General features: G+C 59.3%; 16 protein-coding genes. 6 read left to right on the top strand and 10 right to left on the bottom strand.

What is annotated here, in order from left to right; genetic code table 11:
• Positions 1-16: 16 nt before the first annotated feature.
• Both NKI15_RS12365 and NKI15_RS12360 read right to left on the bottom strand, forming a co-directional pair.
• On the bottom strand, positions 17-703 hold the full coding sequence (locus tag NKI15_RS12365) for an outer membrane protein (RefSeq protein ID WP_352886138.1): 687 nt from the start codon (positions 701-703) through the stop codon (positions 17-19).
• A 116-nt stretch (positions 704-819) separates the two neighbouring features.
• On the bottom strand, positions 820-1,101 hold the full coding sequence (locus NKI15_RS12360; protein ID WP_352886136.1) for a hypothetical protein: 282 nt from the start codon (positions 1,099-1,101) through the stop codon (positions 820-822).
• A gap of 1,139 nt (positions 1,102-2,240) precedes the next feature.
• Between NKI15_RS12360 and NKI15_RS12355 the strand changes: the two genes are divergently transcribed.
• Complete coding sequence (locus NKI15_RS12355) at positions 2,241-3,470, top strand: adenylate/guanylate cyclase domain-containing protein (RefSeq protein ID WP_352886135.1); 1,230 nt, start codon at positions 2,241-2,243, stop codon at positions 3,468-3,470.
• A gap of 855 nt (positions 3,471-4,325) precedes the next feature.
• Here the strand turns inward: NKI15_RS12355 and NKI15_RS12350 are convergent.
• From NKI15_RS12350 to NKI15_RS31975, 4 genes are all read right to left on the bottom strand, one after another.
• Positions 4,326-5,372, bottom strand: coding sequence for a lipocalin-like domain-containing protein (locus NKI15_RS12350; protein ID WP_352886134.1), 1,047 nt, complete (start codon positions 5,370-5,372; stop codon positions 4,326-4,328).
• Entirely contained in the window at positions 5,362-7,761 is a 2,400-nt protein-coding gene (locus NKI15_RS12345) for an ABC transporter permease (RefSeq protein ID WP_352886132.1), read from the bottom strand. Before NKI15_RS12345 ends, NKI15_RS12350 begins: the two co-directional genes overlap by 11 nt.
• On the bottom strand, positions 7,758-8,414 hold the full coding sequence (locus NKI15_RS12340) for an ABC transporter ATP-binding protein (RefSeq protein ID WP_352886131.1): 657 nt from the start codon (positions 8,412-8,414) through the stop codon (positions 7,758-7,760). The genes NKI15_RS12345 and NKI15_RS12340 overlap by 4 nt, the downstream gene beginning before the upstream one ends.
• Positions 8,415-8,873: 459 nt before the next feature.
• Entirely contained in the window at positions 8,874-9,107 is a 234-nt protein-coding gene (locus tag NKI15_RS31975; protein ID WP_156932378.1) for a hypothetical protein, read from the bottom strand.
• Between the two features lie 100 nt (positions 9,108-9,207).
• On the opposite strand from NKI15_RS31975, the gene NKI15_RS12330 reads away from it, so the two are divergent.
• Entirely contained in the window at positions 9,208-10,017 is an 810-nt protein-coding gene (locus NKI15_RS12330; RefSeq protein ID WP_352768739.1) for a hypothetical protein, read from the top strand.
• Positions 10,014-10,589 (top strand): type II toxin-antitoxin system VapC family toxin, encoded by a 576-nt coding sequence (locus NKI15_RS12325; RefSeq protein WP_023747197.1) that lies wholly within the window; start codon positions 10,014-10,016, stop codon positions 10,587-10,589. The genes NKI15_RS12330 and NKI15_RS12325 overlap by 4 nt, the downstream gene beginning before the upstream one ends.
• 112 nt (positions 10,590-10,701) lie before the next feature.
• Here NKI15_RS12325 and NKI15_RS12320 read toward each other — a convergent pair whose 3' ends face one another.
• The 4 genes from NKI15_RS12320 to NKI15_RS12305 all read right to left on the bottom strand — a co-directional run bounded on the left by NKI15_RS12320 (position 10,702) and on the right by NKI15_RS12305 (position 15,477).
• Positions 10,702-10,953: a hypothetical protein gene (locus NKI15_RS12320; RefSeq protein WP_156932376.1), complete on the bottom strand. Its 252-nt coding sequence runs from the start codon at positions 10,951-10,953 to the stop codon at positions 10,702-10,704.
• Between the two features lie 587 nt (positions 10,954-11,540).
• Positions 11,541-12,695, bottom strand: coding sequence for a GNAT family N-acetyltransferase (locus NKI15_RS12315; protein ID WP_023696861.1), 1,155 nt, complete (start codon positions 12,693-12,695; stop codon positions 11,541-11,543).
• Positions 12,692-13,684 carry a sterol desaturase family protein gene (locus NKI15_RS12310; protein ID WP_023703933.1) on the bottom strand — a complete coding sequence of 331 codons (993 nt, stop codon included), beginning with the start codon at positions 13,682-13,684 and terminating at the stop codon, positions 12,692-12,694. Before NKI15_RS12310 ends, NKI15_RS12315 begins: the two co-directional genes overlap by 4 nt.
• 203 nt (positions 13,685-13,887) lie before the next feature.
• A complete protein-coding gene (locus NKI15_RS12305; protein WP_352802853.1) occupies positions 13,888-15,477 on the bottom strand; it encodes a heparinase II/III family protein in 1,590 nt (529 codons plus the stop codon).
• A 96-nt stretch (positions 15,478-15,573) separates the two neighbouring features.
• Here NKI15_RS12305 and NKI15_RS12300 point away from each other — a divergent pair, with 96 nt between their 5' ends.
• The 3 genes from NKI15_RS12300 (at position 15,574) to asnB (ending at position 19,265) form a co-directional block, all read left to right on the top strand.
• Positions 15,574-15,987, top strand: coding sequence for a hypothetical protein (locus NKI15_RS12300; RefSeq protein ID WP_245276468.1), 414 nt, complete (start codon positions 15,574-15,576; stop codon positions 15,985-15,987).
• Complete coding sequence (locus NKI15_RS12295; RefSeq protein ID WP_352513968.1) at positions 15,956-17,152, top strand: glycoside hydrolase family 5 protein; 1,197 nt, start codon at positions 15,956-15,958, stop codon at positions 17,150-17,152. Before NKI15_RS12300 ends, NKI15_RS12295 begins: the two co-directional genes overlap by 32 nt.
• A 223-nt stretch (positions 17,153-17,375) precedes the next feature.
• Positions 17,376-19,265: an asparagine synthase (glutamine-hydrolyzing) gene (gene asnB / locus NKI15_RS12290; RefSeq protein WP_352886129.1), complete on the top strand. Its 1,890-nt coding sequence runs from the start codon at positions 17,376-17,378 to the stop codon at positions 19,263-19,265.
• Positions 19,266-19,277: the final 12 nt, after the last annotated feature.

Genomic DNA, 19,277 nt, shown 5'->3' with positions numbered 1-19,277 from the left:
ACAGAAAGGCGTAGCCTCAGAAGTGATAGTTGATGCCTACGCGGACAGTATCGAAGTCGATATTGTCAGTCGATGGGACAGAAGAAGGCGTGTTGAACTCGGGAGTGCCCAGGTCGACGTGCATATACTCAGCCTTGAACGACAGCTGCTGGTTCAGCGCCCATTCAAGTCCAGCGCCGGCCGCCCAGCCCCACCTGGTCTCGTCATAGCCGCATGTTGGCGTAAAGCCGCAGGCTCCCAGGTCAGCCGTGCCCTTGACCTTACCGACAGCAAAGCCGCCCGTGAGATATGGGAGGAAATTCTCGAACGCATAGCCAACGCGCACGCGGCCCGTCCCGTACCAGTCGACATCGGCTGTACAGCCTTCATTGCCGCATGGCGGCACAAACGGAACCTCAAGGGCGCTGCCGTGAATATTGGCGTATGACACGTCGCCCTCAACGCCGAACACGATCTGGCCCCGCTGCCAATTGTACCCTGCGGTCAGGCCGCCAATGAAGCCATCCGAATCAACATCGACACCGGGGGGGCCGAAATCGTAGTGATCGCTGTTCCAACCATATCCGGCTACGGCGCCGATGTAGGCTCCTGACCAGTTGATGGCGCTGCTTTCAGATGGAACGATGGTCATCGGGTCTGCGGCAAATGCCGCTCCGGCCAGCATCGTCAAAATACCTGCAATTGCAACTGAAAGGCTGCGCATCGTTGTCCCCCACTAGGTCAGAACAAGATATCTACCAGAGTTCGCCAAATTTACTGTCTCATTCGTGCAACACTTGAGCCTTGGTTCGTTGCGGCTCCCGAAACCGAAATCAGCCCCTATCGGCTCGCCTCCACGTGGGGCGCAAAGAAGCAGCGGATAGTCATATTCGGGGGCGACGTGCAGATGTGATACTGGCTGTCTTCGCTCTCTAGAACGCGCTTCTTAGAGATGAAATATCGGCTCTTGGGCCCAGTGCGGATATTGAAATCGCCGCCCGGCAAAGGCTCGACATAGCGCGAGCTGATGACCCTGCAATCCTTCTTGTCGCAGCATTCATAGCCGGTGACCGGATCATGGTAGCCGGTATACCAGTTATGAGCGACGGCGAGCGCGATCAAGAAGAGCTTCATCTATCTGACACTTTGCGCCTCCGGTTGCATATTAGCAATCTCTTGACTAACAGGCCGCCAGCTCCAGAATCCCTCATGGCGCGGGGAATAGCCATCGGTGACGAGGTGGCGATAACGGCCACGGTGCGCAGACGGGTCGACGAGGACCACGTCAGCGTCACCATACCCAGCTATAACTTTCGATCGTCGATCGCGAGGCACAATCGAGGAGCACTGCCTGCCTGGCGTGCTGCCGAGCGAAGAGATCGTGAATGCCCTCTACGGGCCGGAACTGATCCACGAAGCGGAAGCACTGGCAGCTGCCGGAGCGGGACAAGGCAACTTACCTCACTCAGGCCGCCTAACGTGAAGCGGGGCACAGGCCCGACTTCGACGCATTGCCGTGGGAAGCTGAATACAGGGCCACCAAAGAAAGGAAGGGTGGCCAAAAGGTGGTGGCTAGAGCGGAGCTTGTGGCGGTCCAATAGGCGGTTCGCCTAGAATCTCCTTCACCCAGCTCACAGTTATAAGCCCGTACGCCATTCCGGCGCAGTCGCAAACCAGTCGAAGACATTCATGTCGCGCCCTGTGATGCCTTGAAGGATCTCGATCGCTGCGCCCGTTGCGCCAGAGCGGTGATACGTAGGGTCGTACTGACCAGCGGACGACTGGCTCATCACCCAACCGTAACATAGAGAACGGTCGCGATGCGCGCATATTCGGTCATTCACAGGCCGGAGCACACCCGCGTTTATTCTGTAGGAGCTGCTGAAGTTCCCTTCAACTTGTGCTAAAGTTGTTGGATTCAGAGGTGCGAACACAACCCGGAATTTCGATTGTCATTGAACGGCCGCGATTTAGCCGGCGGCCTTAGAGGCGAGGCCAGACGATGCAGCAGCTTCGGCGCTCACCTGAAGCAGATACCTACAGCGCTGTTCACCGGAGCAAGCACCATCCTCATCCTTGCGATGGGGGCGACGCAGTTGTGGCGACCATTTCAGCCTGACGCGTGGTGGATCTCGAATGCGTAGCCTGCGGCCGCTGACGGGGGGCACGGCAGGCCGACGTGAACGGGGAAGTGGGAGCAAAACGTCACATAGGCGCGGCTATGCCCATTTCGGTCTCCAATCTCTTGGCGGATATTCCTAATGCGCGTGCTTGAAGCCCTCAGCTACGGAACGGAACGGTATCCGAGGAAAGTTGCCAGACGACTTCGCGTTCTCAATATCACGTGTTGGAGCATGGCCCTGGTTTGGCTAGGATTTGCCGGTTTATTCCTGCCAAACTCCAAGCTCCGCATCGTCGGCCTCATTGATATGGGAATGGCCGTTCTCCTGTTTGCTATTCCTCTGCTGCATCGCGTAGGACCGAACGTTGCCGCCAAGATTTTTATTTTGGTGAGTTACCCCGTAATCTTCGTCGTTTGCTTCTTGGTCGGTACCGATAGCGGCATGCAAATGGAGTATTTGGCATTTGCTGCCGGCGCAGTGCTAGTTCTGGGTGTGGAACCGGTCGCACCTCCACTCATCGTCGGCATTGTCTCCTTGGCGTTGATCCTGGCTTTGGAAATCTTTGCTCCGCGCAACGCCGGACTCCTAGACGGGGCAGCAATGCTAGGCGGCTTCATCGCGGTTGTGACTGCCACCATGACGGTCATGGTGGCAGTCGTGTTCTATGCGGTTCGCGAAGCCGCACGCTCCGAGGCAATCGCAGAGTACGAATATGGACGATCCGAGTCATTGCTGGCAAACGTCCTGCCTACAGCTATTGCAGATCGGCTGAGGTCCGGCCCCACGCAAGTCATTGCCGACAACCACGAGCACGCGTCGATTCTTTTCGCCGACATGGCAGGGTTCACCGCGGAGGCCAGCCAGACTTCGCCCGTCCAACTTGTCGGATTCCTCAACGACGTTTTCACGGCCTTTGATCAGCTGGTTGAACGCCATGGGCTTGAGAAGATCAAAACCACGGGCGATAACTACATGGTGGTCAGCGGCGTGCCAGTGGCGCGATCGGATCACGCCGCTGCTCTGGTCTGTCTTGGGATCGAAATGCTCAATGCCGCCCGCCGGATGCACGATCCTCATGAACGCGCCGTGTCGATCCGCATAGGCATAGGCAGCGGCCCGGTTGTTGCGGGCGTCGTAGGAGTGAAGAAGTTCTTCTATGACGTCTGGGGCGATCCGGTGAATGTCGCATCGCGCATGGAGACTACAGGCGTGCCGGGCAGGATCCAGATTTCGCCGGAGACCTACGAACTTGTGAAGGACCAGTTTGAACTCGAAAGCCGCGGCCCTATTGACGTCAAGGGCAAGGGCAAGATGATGACATGGCTGTTGGTCGGCCCGAAGGCGGGAATTATTCTTTCGCACGGCTAGCTCTGGCGCCGTCGTCGGTGGCAACAACCGACTGCGCTGACCGATCGTTTGCATGTAGTGGCTTAAATGCGCAGCACATCTCAGGCCCCCAGATATCGCCCTAGGCCAGTCAACAGCGTTCGGATTGACGTGGCGTACGGCCGTATTTGACCCTGCTCATGACATGCCAATGAGCATGTCTAACGCGTCAACAAGGGATGACCTCATCGTGCGAGTTGTCCACCTAAATCAGCATTCAACGTTCCCGGACCAAACAATCACGACTCTCGCTAACAATCCAACGCCGTTGAATCGCCAGCCCCCGTCAAGACCCTATCCCGACAGCCAATTGCAATTGACACGCAATCAGGCGATATCAAAGAAGTAATTGCTCAAATTCCTACCTCAACTCCCTTCATAAACACTTCTAGCCGCCATCGATTTCCTTCGACCAACTCGAGCCTAAAGTTTCGATATGATGCAGGCGCTATCTCTGCAGACACGAAAATTGTGTTAGCACGCTTGTCGAATGGATAGAGACTTCCATATCCGCCGTTTGGCATAGATAGAAAAAACAGGTCATGTTCAGCTGTAATCACTGAGCCTAGATCGAACTCTATTATTGCTCCTGCCTCAATGAAATTAGCCGAAATGCTTCCACATATCATCTTCGTTTCCTTTCAATTACCTTCGTTAATCCCAGGTAATAAACGAAAACTACTATACTCAGCTGGAGGTGAAACGTTGGGATGCCCGCTCCACGGGTCGAAATCCCTTAAGCTTAGTATGCCCGCGAGGGGCGGCCTAGTTCAAGTGCCGAGAACATTGAGATACCGCCAAGCGCAGGGTGCTGCACCTTCCCGCAGGCGATCCAACTCATTGCCTCTCGTATCCAGTCATCTCCAGATAGCCCTTGCCCGTGTGGGTGCCGATCACCCGGACCGGACCTTCCCAGTAGGGGATACTGAGAGCCATCCATGCCTGAGAGTTGAGGGCGCCCACGGTGACGTCGAGCGCACGGTCGGGCAAGATGAGATGCCATCGCGTAGGAATGTCGCGCCCCTCCACCCGGCTCGTGTCCAGCGGAGTCATGACAAGCTTGCCGTTGTCATAAGGCGTTGGTCTACCGTCCGCCGCGATCCAGGTGGCAGCGGTGAAGCCACCGCCCGCGACGTCTCGCAGGCGGAAACCCATCAGTTTCTGGCCCGTGTCGAAGGAGAGCGAGAACCAGTCCCAGCCGGCCTGGCCCTCCGCGAGCGGCTGCGACGACCATTCGTGGTCCAGCCACGCGGCGCCGCGCACCGGGACCACACCCTCCGGCAGCGTGAGTGTTCCCTCGACCGCGAGGAAGGGCTGGGAATAGTAGTAACTCGCCTGCCCTTTCGCCGACTTGACCGAGTAGCCTTGGTCGCCGTGGAAAACGAGCGGGCCTTGGGCATGCATTGCGATGTCGTAGGCGAAGTCCTTTCCGGTCGCCGTGAGACGCAGGCCATCGAAGGTGGCGCCCGCCATCTGCCAGTCGTCGATCCAGGCCGCAAAGGGCTCCACCGTTACGCCCGCCTGGCCTGTTCCGCCGCGCCCGAAACGCTCGGTGGCGAGGTGAGTCGTGGCATTTGTCACGGCTGCATGGCCGAACCACATCTGTGGGCTCTCCCATCCCACGGCCTCGGTCGGCGCGAGCGCAGAGCGGAACAGCGTCCATTGCAGCCCGTAGTCCGCACCGTCGGGCCCGGTGAGGTTCGCGGTCAGGTACCACCACTCGATCCGGTAGTCCGGATGGGCTCCATGATCCTGCGGGAACTTGAACTCCTTGCCCCGTTCCGGAACGGCGAAGCCTTCGGCGTCCGTGCCGAGCCCGGCAAAGCCCTGGGCGAAGGCATTGCCGACGGCCAGCAGCAGGAAAATGAGCGCTCTAGCGTTCATTGGCGAATATCCCCAGCAGCGCTGCCGGCTCCATGCGCGCCAGCCGCCATGCGGGCCAGAGCGCGGCGAGCAGCGCAGCGCCGAGCGCGAAGAGCATCAGGCGCGCGTATTCAACCGGAAACAGGTACATCGGCAGGCGCCAGCCGAACGCCTCGACGTTGATGATGGCGAGGAGCACCCAGGCGAGCGCCAGACCCAGTGGGAAGGCGAGTGCCGCAGTGATCCCCGCGAGCAGCACGGTGCGCAGGATCTCGAGCCCGGCAAGGCGGCGCTGGGGCGTCCCCATCGCCCAGACCGGTGCCATCTGAGGCAATCGCATCGCCGCCAGCGTGAGCAGGCTCATCAGGATCGCGAAGGCGGAAACCGCCAGCGTCAGCACGTTCAGCGCCCCCGTCACCGAGAAGGTGCGCTCGAAGACCGAAAGCGACAACGCCTTGAGCTCCGCCTGGTCGATGATGCGCGCGGGCGGCAAGTCTAATGCGTCTATGAGCTCCCGGCGCAGGCCCTGCGGATCGTCGCTGCGCACGCCGTAGCGAGACGGCACGATGCCGGGGAAAGCCTGGCGGAACAGCGCCTCGCCGACGATGGCCTGGCCGATCGGGTTTCCATAATCGCCTACGACGCCGGCGATTGGCAGCGACAGCCCTGGACCGAGCTTGAGCATCTCGCCAACTCGCAGCCCGGCGCGGCGGGAAAGTTGCTCATTGATGACGACAGCCCTGCCTTCTTCGACCTCGTCCCAGACCGCGGGAACGCCATCGAGGAAGCGCCAGTTCTCGCGGTAGGTGTCGCCGATGCGCGCCCCAAAAATCTCCGCCGGCATACCGGCGAGCGTCGCATCAACTGACATGATCGGCAGCACGGCGTCGGCGCGCGCCTCGAGGAAACGTTCCAATGCCGCCCGGTCGGCGACGGCCTCCGCGTCGACATAGAGTTCGGCCGACAGGCGCTGGTCGAGGAAGCCGATGAAGGTCAGGCGGAAGCTCGATACCATGGTAGACACGCCGACGTTCGCGGCCATGGCGAGCAACAGCGCCATCAGCGCCAACCCAAGGCCGGGCAGTTGCTGGCGCGTGTCGGCCCAGAACCATTGCGCCATGACGCGGACGGCTTGCCCTTCGAAGAGACGCAGGATCGCAGCGAGACAATACGGCAGCGCAAGTGCTGCGCCGAGCAGCAGACAGGCGAGCAGCGCGAAACCAGCGGCCAGCCCCACTCCGGTGATGGCCAGCACCGCCGCTGCCGCGAGCAGCACGAGCGCCGCCGCGGCCTGCAGCTTTCGCGACTCTCCCGAGGCCAGCGCCCAGGCGCGCCCGCCGGCGCTCGCAAGGACCGGCATCCGCGCCAGCCGCCATAATGCGCTCGCGGAGGCGAGTAGTGCGCCGCTCAGCGCCATGGCCATTCCCGAAAGCCACCATTCCGGACGAATTTGCAGCGTGCCTGCGACGTCTGCGCCATAGAGTCCCCTTAGCGTCGCGGCGACGTCCGGCAGCAGGAGCGCTGCGATGAGATAGCCGAGCGCGGTGCCGAGGGCGCCCGCAAGCGTCGCCAGCACAACAAGCTCCAGCGCCATCAGCAAGATCAGGTGGGCGAGCGGCACGCCGAGCGCTCGCAGGGTGCGAACCATGCCGCGCCGCTGCTCGAAAGCAAGACCGATCGCGCCGTGGACGATGAAGATGCCGACCGCGAAGCTGAGGAAGCCGAATGCCGTGAGGTTGAGATGGAAGCTATCGGTCAGCCGGCCGACATCGGCCGCGGCATGCGCGCGCTGGAGCAGGAGGTCTGGAGCGATCTCGGTTAGTGGTCGTTGTCGCACGGGCTGCTCCGGCAGGAGGATCAGACGGCTGATGCGCCCGGGCCGGCCGAGCAGTGTCTGGGCGACGCCGACGTCGGCGAGCACGGTACCTGGCGCAACCGCCTGGTCGACCAGAACCGGGTTGGGCAGGTTCGTCGCAAGGAGCGCGGCCATCTCCGGGCCGGCGACCAGCGTGTCCGCGCGCAGGAAGCGGTTGAGGTCGGCGCGCGCCAGCAACGCGCTCCCAGCTGATCCCGGCCGCGCAGTCAGCGGATCGACGCCGACCAGCCTCACTGTAGTGCTGCCGACTGGCAGCTTTCCCTCCACGACGGGGCTGACCAGCCAGCCGGCGCGGCGGAGGGCGACGAAAAGCGCCTGCGGCATGGAATCACCATGGCGCGGCAGAAGTTGGTCGAACTGCCCGTCGGCCAGCGTGGCGGCAGCCGCGTCGTAGCTGGCGCGTGCCTCGGCGTTGATCGCCTGCACTCCCGACCAGAGGGCCGTCGCCAGCGCAAGGCCGAGTACCAGCGTCAGCAATTGGAGCCGGTTGCGTCGCCAGTGCGACGCCAGTGCCGAGAGAACCGCGCCGGTCATGCGAGGTGGCCCTCGCTGAGATGCGCTCGGCGCCCCAGACGTGCTGCAAGGCGCCGGGAGTGCGTTACCATCAGGAGCGTCGCGCCGTTCTGCGCCACAAGCGCAAGCAATTGCTCCATCACGTCGTCCGCCGTCGCCTCGTCGAGGTTGCCAGTCGGCTCGTCTGCGAGGATCAGCTTCGGCCGGGCCGCCAGTGCGCGGGCGATTGCCACACGCTGCTGCTGGCCGCCGGACAGTTGCTCCGGATATTTCTTCAGTTGAGACTCGAGGCCCAACGCGCGGGCCAGCCGTGACAGCTCCCGCGCTTCAGGCACGCCGTTCAGACGCGCCTGAAAGGCGATGTTGGCGGCGACGTTCAGGGAGGGGATGAGGTTAAACTGCTGGAAGATGATGCCTATGGTGCGTCGCCTGAGTCGAGCGCGGCCGCGGTCATCGAGCGTCGTGACTTGCTGGCCGTCGAGCAGGACGCGCCCGCCGTCGGCGGCAGCCAGCCCTGCCACGAGGTGCAGCAGGGTGCTCTTGCCCGAGCCGGATTCGCCGGTCAGCGCCAGCGTCTCGCCGGCATTGAGCGAGAGCGTCACCCCGCGCAGGACGGGCACCGGGCCTTCGGGGCCAAGATAGGATTTATGCAGGTCTTCGATCGAAAGCAGCATGCACTACGGCTACATACATTCGGTGACGAAAAGGAAAAGCGCTGCAGTTGAGAAAAATGGCGACTTCTTTGCAGTTCGCGTATGGCTCGCTTTGGAACCTCGGCATTAGCAGGCTGGAAGTTAAGGCCGGTCTTCCTGCTTAGTGCTTTCGTCGTTTCTCCAAATCCTCGACAACCGGCGACTCGACCACGACGGAGAAGGTTGGATATCAGTTCCTCTCCCTCTACCAGCCTTCTTTTCGACGGCTAAAAGATCAATAAAATCAATTAGTTGGTCTCGGTGCGCATAGGGACTTAAATCGATTTACTCGGCAGTGTGGACTCATTTGTGGGTATGCGTCCCTACGCCCGACTCCACACTTCGGATGAAGAAAATTACACGTCGGGCACAACGCGTGCCGCATGGCGAGAAAATCTCCTTGGTTTACGACTACCGGACGGGCGAGACCCATTCGACCAATCACGTCGAAAGCTTCTGGGAGGTGTTCAAGGTTTCGGCTCGCTCGACCGACTTTCCGGTCGAACCACCGCGTGATGCAGAACGCGATGTTCGATCTGATCGTGGCTCGCGTTTGATGACTTTGGAGGCTGCTTCGAGGAACGCAGCCTCTTCAATTGGGCCGACGCTGGCCGCCTCGTGCTGGCGGATAAAATCCTCAAGTTTTCCGTCCCTTAAGGCATCCTTGAGCGACAAGCAGGGAACGTTTTTTCCTTCCGAATCAAGAACTTACTTGCATAAACCTTGTCGAAAGGTTACAATGTAATACATTGAGCCGCAATGGATGGTGTTTGCCGTGGCAGAGCTTGATAGCCACCAAGTCAGATTTCGCATAGTCGGGACTGCCGATCTCCAAGGCAAGGTTCTCGCCAGCGTTTTCGCGCAAAAACTAGCGGCCCTGGTTAGGGCTATGGAAGCGGCAGATAAGGCGGCTAATGGGCAGCAACGCTTTGATTTTGTTATCGTGGATCTCAAACCGACCAGCGCTTCAGCCACGCTGAGAGAGTTCCGTATAAGCTCGAAGGCTCCAGACTATTCAAGCGTGGAAATCTTCGAGCAATGCGTCCGCTCGGTTGATACCCAGCACTATCAATTTGCTCGGGAACATCTGGAATGCGTCAAGCAGCTGGTCGCAGTAGCGAAGGACGTTGCCAAAACCTATGACCATGCAGAGATAACGGTAGATAATTTCGAGACAGTCGTAATTGACGAGACTTTCCTATCGAATGCCACCGAGGCCATAACGATACCAGACCCCGAAGTCGCTGAGGCCAAATGGTTCAAGGGCGTCACAGTCGGTAGCTTCGATGGGAAAATTCTTGAAACCGATATTAGACACAGTACCCCCAAATTCATCGTTCGGTTAACCGCCGGCGGCAAAGAGATCACGTGCGACTGCCCCGGCTTTTCGATTGACGATATAAGAACTGTCCTTGGTCGCCGTGTGCGGCTAACAGGCCGCGCGCACTACGACGGAACTGGCGGACTGCCATCCAAGATTGAAGTGATTGAAAAGCCGCGCCTTATCAAAGAGAACCCGGATTTTGCACGGTGGCGCGGCACATTTGAAACGTTCACCATCGATGATTGGCACGGTGACAATTGACCAACCGGCCTGCTCATTACTTTTGGGACTCGTGCGTATTTATCCGGTTCCTTCTTAAGGATCAAAGCGCTGATTATTTTTGGGACATCAATCAATACATTAGCGATGCGGTCGCTGGTAAATGCCAGATTCACTATTCTACGATTGCGATGGCAGAGATTAAGCCAAGCCATCTTACTGCAAGCGGCTACGGTGATTTCGTGGACTTCCTCGCTGATTTTGAGGGAGCATTTTCGCCGATCGATCCGCTGCCTAGCGTTCTGGAATGGTGCGGCGTAATCCGCGATTTCAGCTATCCAAACCCCGAGCCTAAGGGCCACGATAGGATGCTTGGCATGGCCGACGCCATCCACCTGATGACGTGCATATTTGCCCGGGATGAGTTGGGTCTTCAGGACATCGTGTTCCATACGATGGATGATGGGAAACACAAGAATGCGGAAGGGAAGTGCGTGACCCTTCTGAATTTTGAGAAGTGGGTGGAGGGTATACCAAAGAACCCTTATACGCCCAAGATCGTCGCCCTGCCGCGAAAGCCTCCAATACATCCTGCACCGCGCTTTGACATATAAAAACGCCGCTCAACCCGAAGGGAGCGGCGTTTGATGAAGGCCAGCGTCCTAACCGCTAGACGACCGCCCCATGGCAGGGCGTACGGGGATCGAACCCGTGTTTCTGGCTTGTTTAAGCTACTCTCGCACGAAACCCCAGGTCCCACTCACCGGGTTCATGTTCGGCATCAAGGATGACTGTCCACGCCGGACGCATCTTATCGTATTTTTCTTCCCACTGGGTTTTCTCCAGGACCAAGCACTCGTCGCGCCTCAAATGGCCCGCTGCGAACATGGCAAGTTCCCGATTTATGGCTGACTTCCCTACGTTGGTCGGATCGTTCACTGAGCCAACGCGGTATGTGACGTTCGTATCGTCTTCCATTTTATGTCTGTCCTTGTGTGTTGTGTCTAGGCTGCTGTTGCAGCACAGCCATCACACCTTCGGACTTAGGTTCTTTTGTGGCCCACGTACGTCAAGGGGATAATTCCCTTCATTTTTCTGTTGGCCGACAACGAACGCCCGAACCGCCCCTCTCAGCGTTGCTACGAATGGATCGAACATATCGCACTTCATTTGTGGAACAATTTTCTGGAAAATGCTGACTAATACCTCTTAACTGTCTGATTTAATTAGCGATTAGAATCCCTCTCCCGCTACCAGCCTACCTAAGGTGTTGAAATCATAGTGGAAACGCGGACCTATGGTAGCGCCCTGTCCGAAAAATCTTCAATGATTTCAGGACCTAGCCTGCTACCCTTGTGACGCCAACGAACCTGTTGCGACGCTTCGCAGACAACAAACTGCGCCTCGAGAAACGTGATTTGCGAGAATTGGCTGAAGTCTCCACCTGAGGACCCCATTCGGTCCCGACTCCGAGGCGTAATCGACGCGGATTTTCGAATGGCGCGCCCATGTGGCACGCCAAGCCCTCAACGCTCGGCGGCTTATGCCCGAGTTATCCAGCTAAATTAAGCAGTCTCATCGGGCGGGCGCTCTGGATTCGCCGACGCCAATCCGCGTGAGCGTACGCGGATCGTCTGACAGATACGATCAGCGAGAGAAGCGAGCGCGCCCTGCACAGTGCGTGCCCCAAGAACGGATTGGAGGGTAACGGCCTGTGTTGCAAACCTATGTTTGAAGGCCTCTCCGCCACAGAGGAAATCGACCAATCCCAAGCCGTGATCAAACGACCACTGTATATACTCCGTAATCAGGACCGCACCCGGCGACGCTCGGCTAAAGTCAGGGTCGTAGGTGGTAACGAATGCCATCATGACGTTGTGCTGGACGATGTTGATGGAAACCGCGACCATCGCACCATTGCATTCAAGTACGAAAATGCGCAGCACACCGGCGCGTGACAGCGCGTCCACCAGGGCGGCAAGAACCGGCTCGCCCTCTTCGAAAAGGTCGGATTCACGCGTGTGCTTTTCCAGCCATCTGCGCTTCAGCGCCGACAGTCGCTCCAGCAATGGCTGCAGCGGCTCGTCGGCCGACAGGAGGCGGAATTTCACTTCGCCTGTTTCTTCCAGTATCTTGATGCCGCGCCGATAGTTCTGGCGCATCTTTTTCGGCTGGTCCGCCAGCCATGCTGCTCCGCTGGCCCACTGTCCAGCGACGCGATAACTGACTTCCTCCCGGTGATTGGCGCGAAGCTTGACGCCGCTGGAAGAGCCCGGTGTAAAAATCCTGCGGGCTGCCGCATCCGGCGACAGACGATTGATAAAAGCAAGATCGAAGCCACCCGCCGAACAGATCCGGTTCCAGAGGTTCTGGAGGGCCGATAGGGAGCATTCCGGCGCGACAAGAATATCACCATAGTCCGTATAGCTATTGGCGGCCCATTCGAGGAGCCGAAGTCCTTTTCGTCTGCCGATCGCCAGGGGAATGACAGCGACCAGCCTGTCATCGCTCCATACCAGGCCGATCCGCAGCGAGCGCCGGTCGCGGTCACGCACGGTGCTCCACCATGCCGAAACCCAGGCATGGCTCTGAAAGATCAGTGCATGGGTACGATGCCATAGGTCTACCCATTCGGCTTCGATGGCGGCCAGGCGATCCGTCGAACTGACGATTTCCAGTCGCTCCGCACCAACAGCGTCAATCGAAGCCATTTTGTTCATGGTTGGAGACGGTCCTGCGGCTGCGCGACATCGATGCGCTTTTGAAAGAGTCGCATGATATGGTTTGCCATTTTCTTGAGCGGCAGCACGTAAAGTCCGAAAAGCGACTGATAGTCGCGTACGTCGCGATCTATCAGTCCAAACTTGAGGTCTTCGTCCGGATCCGGGATGAACTGCGTTCCGAATATGCGATCCCAGAATGAAAAAAGCAGCCCGAAATTCTTGTCGTAGTGGCGAGGGTCGACACTGTGATGCACCTGGTGCCAGTGCGGACACAAGATGACGCCGTTCAACCGGCCGAAGGAAATCTTCAGATGCGTGTGGCGAACAAAGTCCATCATGAGAATGTTGCGAATGACATAGACGTTGATGCCAAATATGGCGATCTCGACCGGATCAAGCGCAATCAGGCTCCACAAGCCGAAACTGATCCCCGGTATGACGCCGTCCCAGATCCGGTTCATCAGATCGTCCAGGGGGTGAACCCGGTCCTTGGTGATCCCAACCATCACTTCGGCCGAATGATGCACCTTGTGCAATTCCCACAGGAACGGGAAACGGTGCTGGGCAACGTGATATAGGTAGTAGGAGATATCGTAAGCAACGAGCATGGTTGCGGTGAAGAGGATGATCGTCACTGGGCCGGCGGGGCCGGGTATCAGCGGTTGCGAGATGCTGAAGAGCCAGCCGACTGCCTGGTTTGTTGCATATCCCGTGGCGGCAACGAAAGTGACACCGGCGGGAATCAGCAGGAAGGGCATCACCAGCCTTTTCGTGATCCAGAACAATGCGTCCGCTCGCGCCGATGGGTGCATGATGACTTCCGCGGGAAAGGCGAAGTCGAAAAAGTCCCGGAAGGATTTCTGTTCGACCGTTCGCCAGTAGGCGACCACCGCGCTCCCCAGCGCCGTGAGCAACAGGAGACCGAGTGTCAGCAGATTGATGTGTGAGAGTTTTTCCACGATCACTCTGGCGAATTCCGAAAACATCGATGCAGTGGCTCCTAGGTGGTGAAATGGCGATCCGGCTCGTCGCGAAGCACATATTGCCAGGCCCATCATATGCTGCCCGCAACTGTGTATCGGGATGCGACTGGCAGAACAATCATGGCCAAATTAGCAGATCAACGGTGTCAAAACCGCTAAATATCTGAACGTAATTAATGTCGAACGCTGCGCCTGCAACCTGCCCGTTATCGGGTCTGCGGCGGACTTGGCGCGAGCCGGATGACTACTCCCTTTTCGCCTACTTGGCCACGCCATGCGAGGCGTTCGGCTGGCTGCCTTGCACCAAAACGCGGCGAAACCCAGCCGCCTTGGCCCGGTGTGTCGCCGCCGGAACGGATGTGGATCGCTGCGTCTGGAAAGTGGATAGTCATCAAAGGTTCAGCGCCGCGCAATATCGTGACAATGTTTCCATCCCTGTTGGCGTGGAGGTCGGCGGCGAGTTGGAAGACGATCTCAGCGACCCGGCTGCCGCCGAGCAGTTGGTCGGTCACGAGGATGCCGTCGCCATCGCGTGTCACGGCGCGTTGATGCACAACGCCGAAGCGGCCTTTGTACCCGTCATGTCGGGCACACAGCCTCCAGTGCGGCCCCGGCTCGCTCTCCACCAATGTCGCAACCGCCTTGTGCGACCAGTTGAACGCCCCGGAGATGATGCTTTGGCTTTTACCCTCTAGGTTCAGCGTGTTGTGCGCCGGCGTCGAGCGGAACCAGTCGCGCCAGCCTCCCCCCGAACCATAGAGCCATGTGCCGGGGTCGACCAGCACCGGATCGCCGTCAATGCACAGGGTGAGCGACAGCGCGTCGGCATGACCGTGCGCCGCTATCGAAAGGTAGCCCAGCGGGCCGTGGTCGTATGTCAGATGGACGTTGAGACCATTCATCTCGCCGCGCCAGACGGAGAGCCCGCCTTGCGTGAATGTATGCAATCCATCCGGCACCGGCGCCGGCCGCGGTGGCGCGCCGAAGAAAAGCGCGCGAAAATCGCCGGGCTCCGGTGCCCTGCCCGGCATCCGTAGAAAACCATGGATGGCGGCCGCGACCGATCCGACATAATCGGTTTCGCCCCCCAGCGTGATCACGCGGCCTTCATCATTGTCGCCGAAGCCGCTGGCTTTCGGCGGGAGCCAGCCTGCGAAATTGGCGAAAGCGGCCAAACGCGCTTCGACGGGCTGGGGAAAAGGCAGTCCGGCCTGGCGCGCCGCCGCAGCGCACAGCAGGAAAAGCTCGGCACTGAAGGCGGCGTAGGTCGGGGTCTGCTCGGCCCCGGCGCCATCGGCCAGGATCTGTTTGAGCACCTCAGCCAGGAGCGACTCGCGAGCCACCTCGGCCCCGAAAGCCAGACCGATCAGATATTCGCCAGCCAGTTCCGCGACGAGATGGTTGTTGGCGGACGAAAAACGGGAGGGAAACCGCGGCAGCCAATAGGCGCTTGCCGCCAGTATTTCACCGACTTTTTCTCGCGTCGCCGCGCCAAGCCGCTCGCCGACGAGGTCGAGCGTGACAATCAGGCTGATGGCTCGTAGCGCGACCTCGATGCCCGAGGCCCAGCCAACGCCCCGAAATGGTGGGTTGGCGAAATGCCAGCTCTCGATCGCCGCCTCGATGGCCGCACGGGATTGATCATCGCCGGTGAGAAGCAGATGGGCAGCCAGTGGCGGCAGTTGCTGCAGCCGGTTGATTTCCCAAACATATTTTACATCGCCACGGCCGGTGGCATGGCGAAAATCGATATCGAAAGTATGGGTCTTGGGGCCCGGCCAAAGCCGGCCGGTCACCGGATCAAGGCGCCAGAGCTCGGGTGGAAAGAGAGTATAGGGGTCTCGCTGTGGCCAGGTCTGCCCAAGTGCTGAAAACTGGCCTCGAAGAGTGTTTTGCGCAGCCGCCTCGATAGCTTGCCGCTGGGCTGGTGTCGCAGCGGCCGGCACAGCATTCCGCAATCCGTGCAGCACCGGGTGCAACTGCGGCGACGCATAGCGCTGCCAGCCGTTGTCGCGGCGGCGCGAAACGGTCCTCCGGCGCTGCTCGTCCAACCGATGCAATATCTCGGCCAACTCCATGCTGCGCAATCGGTTGAAATACCACCCGACCCTCATCCGCGCTCCGCCAAGATTTTGATCCTCATACACCATCCCGTCGAAAAAGCGTGTGGCGGCATCCTCTTTTCCGTTCCCGCGGTTAATATCTTCGGCCATGACGCGGAGTTTTGCGATGAGAAAAGTTGTCTACGTCATAGCGTGCGCGCTTGGCATGGCTATGTCAGCCGAGGCGGCGCCGATCCCGCTTGAGCGCGGCGTCGGCGTCCATGAATGGCTCAACTGGTCGCCGGTGGAGAAAGATGGTTCCTACAAATGGCCGCCCTATCGCAGCGAGAAGGAATGGCTTGCGGGCGGCAGGCCGCTCACCGATTGGCCGGACGGCGACCAGTTTGATCGCATTCGATCCATGGGCTTCGACTTTGTCCGGCTGAGTGTCGACCCTGGCCCTCTGCTTGCCAGCGAGGGCGCCAAACGACAACAGGCGCTGGACATGCTTGCCGCTGCGGTGCAGCGGGTCGTTTCAAGCGGGCTCAAGGTGGTTTTCGATCTGCATGGCGTCAGCCAGGTTCCAGCCTACAGCATGGAAATGATCTATGGCGGGGCCGACAGCGAGGGTGTTGCCCGCTATCGAAAAATGGTAGTGGCGGTGGCTGCCATGCTGATCAAAATTGGCGCCGACAAGGTCGCCCTCGAGCCCTATAACGAGCCCGCCTACTACCCTTGCGATTCAAGCGGCAGCGATGACTGGCAGCGGATCATGGCAGGCACGGTTCGCGATATTCGCGCCTTCAGCAGCGAACTCACCATCGTCGCGACCGGCGCCTGCGGCGGGAGCATCGCCGGACTGGTCAACCTGGACCCCAACTTCGACGACCCCAACGTCTATTACAGCTTCCACATGTATGATCCGCACAGCTTCACGCACCAGCGGGCCGATGACAAGAACGCTTTCTCCTCCGGCCTTCCCTGGCCTGCCGACGCCAGCACGCCCGAAGTGGTCGCCGAAACCCTCAAGGCGCAGATGGACGCCGCCGGCTTGAGCCAGATCGAAGAGGTGATGAACATGGCCTCGGCGCGTGAAACGATCGCCCGATACTTTGAGCAGAATTGGGGGCAGAGCCAGCTCGAAGCGGGTTTCCGTCAGGCGGTCGACTGGGCTGAAGCCCATGGCATAGCGAGCAGACGCCTGTTCGTGGGCGAATTCGGCGTTATCCTGATGTCTGCGGATGGCCGCATGGGAGCTTTCGATGCTGATCGCCTGCGCTATCTCATGGCAGTGCGCAGAGAGGCGGAACGCTTCGCGATGCCGTGGTCGGCCTGGGAATTCTCCAACCCTTACGGAATGAGTGTTATCCAACCCAAGGGGCCTGCGATCCCGGACCGGGAGATGTTGCGGGCACTGGGCCTGCCATAACTCGTCATCGGGTCAGGATCGGTTCGAGCGGTCTGCCTGGTTGCTGGCGATCAATCGCGTGGAAACCCAAGGACTATCGTCTCCAGTTGCAGCCGAGAGGGCCTGATCGAACCAAATCAGGCTCAGTTTTAAAATCACTCCACCGAGCAGCTATTTAATATATTCGCTGTAGATTGGTGTCCTCGATCATACGCAAACAAGGGAAAGAGGGCCAAGGGAAAGAATGTGCGGAATTGCCGGCTGGATTGGGCGCAGGGTCGAGAAGCCACAAGATCGGGCCGCCGGGATGTCGAATGCCTTGCAGCATCGTGGTCCCGATGCCGAAGGCATCGAACTCCTGGACCTGAACACAGGCGAGGACCAGTTGGCATTGGTGCATCGCCGCCTGGCGATTATTGACTTAAACGCCGATTCAAATCAGCCGATGCAGACCGAGGACGGACGGCTCCGGATTATTTTCAACGGCGAAATATACAACTACATCGAGCTGCGTGAGGAGTTGATCGGTCTCGGCCACCGTTTTCGCACACGCTCCGACACGGAAGTGCTGCTCAGGGCTTATGACCAGTGGCGCCTGGCCATGTTCGACCGATTGAGCGGGATGTTCGCTTTTGCGCTGTGGGACGCTCAACGGCGCGAATTGATCCTCGCCCGCGACCCCTTTGGAAAAAAACCCCTTTACCTCATGCAAGGCAGAAATTTGCTGTCGTTTGCCTCGGAGATCAGCGCGTTGTTGTCTGCGCAGCCAGATGGCCAGCAGCTCGATCTGGATGGAGTGCGCGAGTATCTGACCTGGCGTTACGTGCCTGGACCGCGGACGCTTTTCAAACAGATCCGCAAGCTCAACCCGGGAAGCTACGCTGTGTGGTCGCAAGGGGAAGTAACGGAAACGCGCTATTATGCGCCCCCGGATCAGACCGATCTGACAGCGGATATCGATCCAGGAACCGCCAAGCGACGATTTCTGGAATTGCTCGACCGTTCTGTCGAGATCAGGATGCGCAGTGATGCGCCGTTTGGCGCCTTTCTGTCCGGGGGGCTCGACTCGTCGGCAATCGTTGCCCTGATGACCAGGCACAGCGACAACCCCATTCGTACGTTTTCGGTCGGTTTCAGCGAACAGGCTTACAGCGAGCTTCCATTCGCCCGGCGCGTCGCCGATCATTTCAAGACCGATAATTGCGAAATCGTCATCCAGGCGGATGACCTGATGAATCATCTGCCCAAGATGGTCCGCCATCGGGGGGCACCTGTTTCACAAAGTACGGACATTCCAATTTACCTGATGTCGGTTCGAGCCTCGCTGGACGTCAAGATGGTGCTTACGGGCGAAGGGGCGGACGAGATTCTCGGCGGCTACCCCAAACATCGCGCAGAGTCTCTGGCGGGTGTCTACCGGTCACTTGTTCCAGCGTCGCTTCACAACAATCTCCTCGCCCCTTTGATGCGCGCATTGCCCGGCGCATCGGCCAAGTTCGACATATTTGCCCGAAGCGCGGGTGAACGGGACTTTGCCACCCGGATGATCTCCTGGTTTGGAGCCATGACGGCGCGGGAACGCGATTCGCTCCTCGGTGGATTGGCCACTTGCGGCCATGACCGCAATGATTTCCCGTTCTCTTCGAGTGTGACGGAATCTCATCTGCGCCGTGTGTTGTTTTTTGATCAGACATCGTGGTTGCCCGACAACCTCTTGGAACGGGGCGACCGAGTGATGATGGCCGGTTCAATCGAGGGGCGAATGCCATTCCTTGATCGCGATCTGGTTTCCTTCGTCAGCCAACTGCCCGATCGTTACAGGCTGGGCCTCCTGCACAGCAAACAGATCCTGCGCGACTGCATGGCCGGCATGGTTCCCGACGAGGTCCTCAACCGCCCAAAGATCGGCTTCAAGGTGCCCGTCGCCGAATGGTTCCGCGGGCCGATGAGCGATTATGTACGGGACCATCTGTGTTCGTCCCATTCGGTCATCCGTAGCTATTTGAGCGCCAAGAAGCTGGACCAGATTGTCAGGGAGCACGCCGAGCGCGCCGCGGACCACGAAAAACTGATATGGGCGCTTTTGAACCTGGAGATATTCCACCGCGAATTCGCGCTTGGCCCGCCGCAGTGACGACAATGAAGG

This window comes from Mesorhizobium sp. M0862 (assembly GCF_040319795.1).
Taxonomy (GTDB): Bacteria; Pseudomonadota; Alphaproteobacteria; order Rhizobiales; family Rhizobiaceae; genus Mesorhizobium.
Note: the sequence above shows the minus strand (reverse complement) of the source record. Positions and strands in the feature narration are given on the sequence as shown.

What these genes read in the sequence shown, in the direction of transcription:
- NKI15_RS12310 (WP_023703933.1), bottom strand. Translation starts at nt 13,684, where the DNA reads ATGTTTTCGGAATTCGCCAGAGTGATCGTGGAAAAACTCTCACACATC.
- NKI15_RS12355 (WP_352886135.1), top strand. Translation starts at nt 2,241, where the DNA reads ATGCGCGTGCTTGAAGCCCTCAGCTACGGAACGGAACGGTATCCGAGG.
- NKI15_RS12340 (WP_352886131.1), bottom strand. Translation starts at nt 8,414, where the DNA reads ATGCTGCTTTCGATCGAAGACCTGCATAAATCCTATCTTGGCCCCGAA.
- NKI15_RS12295 (WP_352513968.1), top strand. Translation starts at nt 15,956, where the DNA reads ATGTCAGCCGAGGCGGCGCCGATCCCGCTTGAGCGCGGCGTCGGCGTC.
- NKI15_RS12320 (WP_156932376.1), bottom strand. Translation starts at nt 10,953, where the DNA reads ATGGAAGACGATACGAACGTCACATACCGCGTTGGCTCAGTGAACGAT.
- NKI15_RS12350 (WP_352886134.1), bottom strand. Translation starts at nt 5,372, where the DNA reads ATGAACGCTAGAGCGCTCATTTTCCTGCTGCTGGCCGTCGGCAATGCC.
- NKI15_RS12315 (WP_023696861.1), bottom strand. Translation starts at nt 12,695, where the DNA reads ATGAACAAAATGGCTTCGATTGACGCTGTTGGTGCGGAGCGACTGGAA.
- NKI15_RS12365 (WP_352886138.1), bottom strand. Translation starts at nt 703, where the DNA reads ATGCGCAGCCTTTCAGTTGCAATTGCAGGTATTTTGACGATGCTGGCC.
- asnB (WP_352886129.1), top strand. Translation starts at nt 17,376, where the DNA reads ATGTGCGGAATTGCCGGCTGGATTGGGCGCAGGGTCGAGAAGCCACAA.
- NKI15_RS12345 (WP_352886132.1), bottom strand. Translation starts at nt 7,761, where the DNA reads ATGACCGGCGCGGTTCTCTCGGCACTGGCGTCGCACTGGCGACGCAAC.